The organism is Neisseria sp. P0021.S005 (genome assembly GCF_051956955.1).
The window spans coordinates 1-2,085 of the sequence record NZ_JBQCWY010000547.1; the positions used below are offsets into that span (position 1 = coordinate 1).

3 protein-coding genes and 2 pseudogenes are annotated in these 2,085 nt (G+C 48.9%); all 5 read left to right on the forward strand.

The genetic code is table 11. The features are described 5' to 3' along the window. A pseudogene (locus tag ACTHUE_RS16670) lies at positions 1-222 on the forward strand (MFS transporter); the annotation flags it as partial. 325 nt (positions 223-547) lie between these two features. Then, positions 548-904 (forward strand): NADH-quinone oxidoreductase subunit A, encoded by a 357-nt coding sequence (locus tag ACTHUE_RS16675; RefSeq protein ID WP_003686600.1) that lies wholly within the window; start codon positions 548-550, stop codon positions 902-904. Further along, positions 895-1,377 carry a NuoB/complex I 20 kDa subunit family protein gene (locus ACTHUE_RS16680; protein WP_002215610.1) on the forward strand — a complete coding sequence of 161 codons (483 nt, stop codon included), beginning with the start codon at positions 895-897 and terminating at the stop codon, positions 1,375-1,377. The genes ACTHUE_RS16675 and ACTHUE_RS16680 overlap by 10 nt, the downstream gene beginning before the upstream one ends. A 12-nt stretch (positions 1,378-1,389) precedes the next feature. Then, positions 1,390-1,983 carry an NADH-quinone oxidoreductase subunit C gene (locus ACTHUE_RS16685; RefSeq protein WP_002216335.1) on the forward strand — a complete coding sequence of 198 codons (594 nt, stop codon included), beginning with the start codon at positions 1,390-1,392 and terminating at the stop codon, positions 1,981-1,983. Beyond that, a pseudogene (locus ACTHUE_RS16690) lies at positions 1,973-2,085 on the forward strand (NADH dehydrogenase (quinone), D subunit); the annotation flags it as partial. The gene ACTHUE_RS16685 and the pseudogene ACTHUE_RS16690, both read left to right, overlap by 11 nt.

The window sequence follows — 2,085 nt, forward strand, 5'->3', positions numbered from 1 at the left end:
ACCAAAATCGCACCGAGCATGTTCAAAACACAAATGGTTGCTTTGAATTTCTTGGCATTGTCCATCGGCTTTACCTTGGGCGGAGTGTTGTTTAAAGACTACTACAATGCTCAGTCGCCATTGGATTTCTACTGGATGCTGGCCACCATCGGCGCGGTAACCTGCGGTATCCTGTTGGTACTCGCCCCGGTATTGAACCGCATGCTCAAAGGTGTCGATTGATTTTTCCATTTAAATGGATGTGATGTACGCAGGCCGTCTGAAAATAATCTATTTCAGACGGCCTCATGTTTTATTGGGAATCGGAAAGAGGGAGGATTCGGGGCATAAATTGAATAGGCGGAAAATTTAAATTAAATGATACATAATTAAACCGAAATTAAAATTTGGAAATATTAAATACAAATAAGAATTGTTCTCATAACTTTATTGAATTTATTGAGGTTTTTTTGCTGATTTGCTGATATTTACCTTTAAATGGCTTTTGAAATTCGATAAAATGGTAATCTATTTTTAAGATTTGTCTGTCAACCAGTTAGGTACGACCATGTTGGCCAGTTACTTTCCCGTCCTCGTATTCATCCTCGTCGGCCTTGCGGCCGGCGTGCTGTTTATTTTGCTCGGCACAATTTTAGGCCCGAAACGTCACTATGCCGAAAAAGACGCGGCTTACGAATGCGGTTTTGAAGCCTTTGAGAACGCAAGGATGAAGTTCGACGTGCGCTATTACCTCGTCGCCATCCTCTTCATCCTGTTTGATTTGGAGGTCGCGTTCATGTTGCCATGGGCAGTTGTGTTCAAAGATTTGGGCGCGTACGGCTTTTGGTCTATGCTAGTGTTTATCGTCGTTCTGACGGTAGGCTTTATTTACGAATGGAAAAAAGGTGCGCTGGAATGGGAATAGAAGGCGTTTTGAAAAAAGGTTTCATCACCACCAGCGCGGATACGGTGTTGAACTATATGCGTACCGGTTCATTGTGGCCGGTTACTTTCGGCTTGGCCTGCTGCGCCGTGGAAATGATGCATGCGGGTATGGCGCGTTATGACCTTGACCGTTTCGGCATCATTTTCCGTCCGTCCCCACGTCAGGCCGACCTGATGATTGTGGCAGGTACGTTGACCAACAAAATGGCACCTGCACTGCGCCGCGTGTATGACCAGCTCGCCGAGCCGCGCTGGGTATTGTCTATGGGCTCGTGTGCCAACGGCGGCGGCTATTACCACTATTCTTATTCCGTTGTGCGCGGTGCCGACCGCGTCGTGCCGGTAGACGTTTATGTGCCGGGTTGTCCGCCGACTGCGGAAGCCCTGATTTACGGCCTGATTCAGCTCCAACAAAAAATCAAGCGCACTTCCACCATTGCGCGTGACGAGTAAGGAGAGGACGATATGGCAAGCATTCAAAACTTATACGAGACCGTCGTCGGCGTGCTTGGCGATCAGGCAAGCAAAGTCATTTCAGCTTTGGGCGAGATTACCGTCGAGTGTCTGCCCGAACACTATATTTCAGTCATGACCGCATTGCGCGACCATGAAGAGCTGCATTTCGAGCTTCTGGTTGACTTGTGCGGTGTCGATTACAGCACTTACAAAAACGAAGTATGGCAGGGCAAACGCTTTGCCGTCGTCAGTCAGCTGCTTTCCGTTAAAAACAATCAACGCATCCGCGTACGCGTCTGGGTTTCAGACGACGACTTCCCAGTAGTCGAATCCGTCGTCGATATTTACAACAGCGCGGATTGGTACGAACGCGAAGCCTTCGATATGTACGGCATCATGTTCAACAACCACCCGGACTTGCGCCGCATCCTGACCGATTACGGTTTTGTCGGACATCCGTTCCGCAAAGACTTCCCGATTTCCGGCTATGTGGAAATGCGTTACGATGAAGAGCAAAAACGCGTGATTTACCAACCTGTTACCATTGAGCCGCGCGAGATCACGCCGCGTATCGTCCGTGAGGAGAACTACGGTGGCCAATAAATTAAGAAACTACACCATCAACTTCGGCCCGCAACACCCTGCGGCGCACGGCGTATTGCGTATGATTTTGGAGTTGGAGGGCGAAACCATCGTCCGTGCCGA

Bases quoted from the DNA above. Each gene is read 5' to 3' on its own strand.
- ACTHUE_RS16675 (WP_003686600.1), top strand. From the start codon at position 548: ATGTTGGCCAGTTACTTTCCCGTCCTCGTATTCATCCTCGTCGGCCTT.
- ACTHUE_RS16685 (WP_002216335.1), top strand. From the start codon at position 1,390: ATGGCAAGCATTCAAAACTTATACGAGACCGTCGTCGGCGTGCTTGGC.
- ACTHUE_RS16680 (WP_002215610.1), top strand. From the start codon at position 895: ATGGGAATAGAAGGCGTTTTGAAAAAAGGTTTCATCACCACCAGCGCG.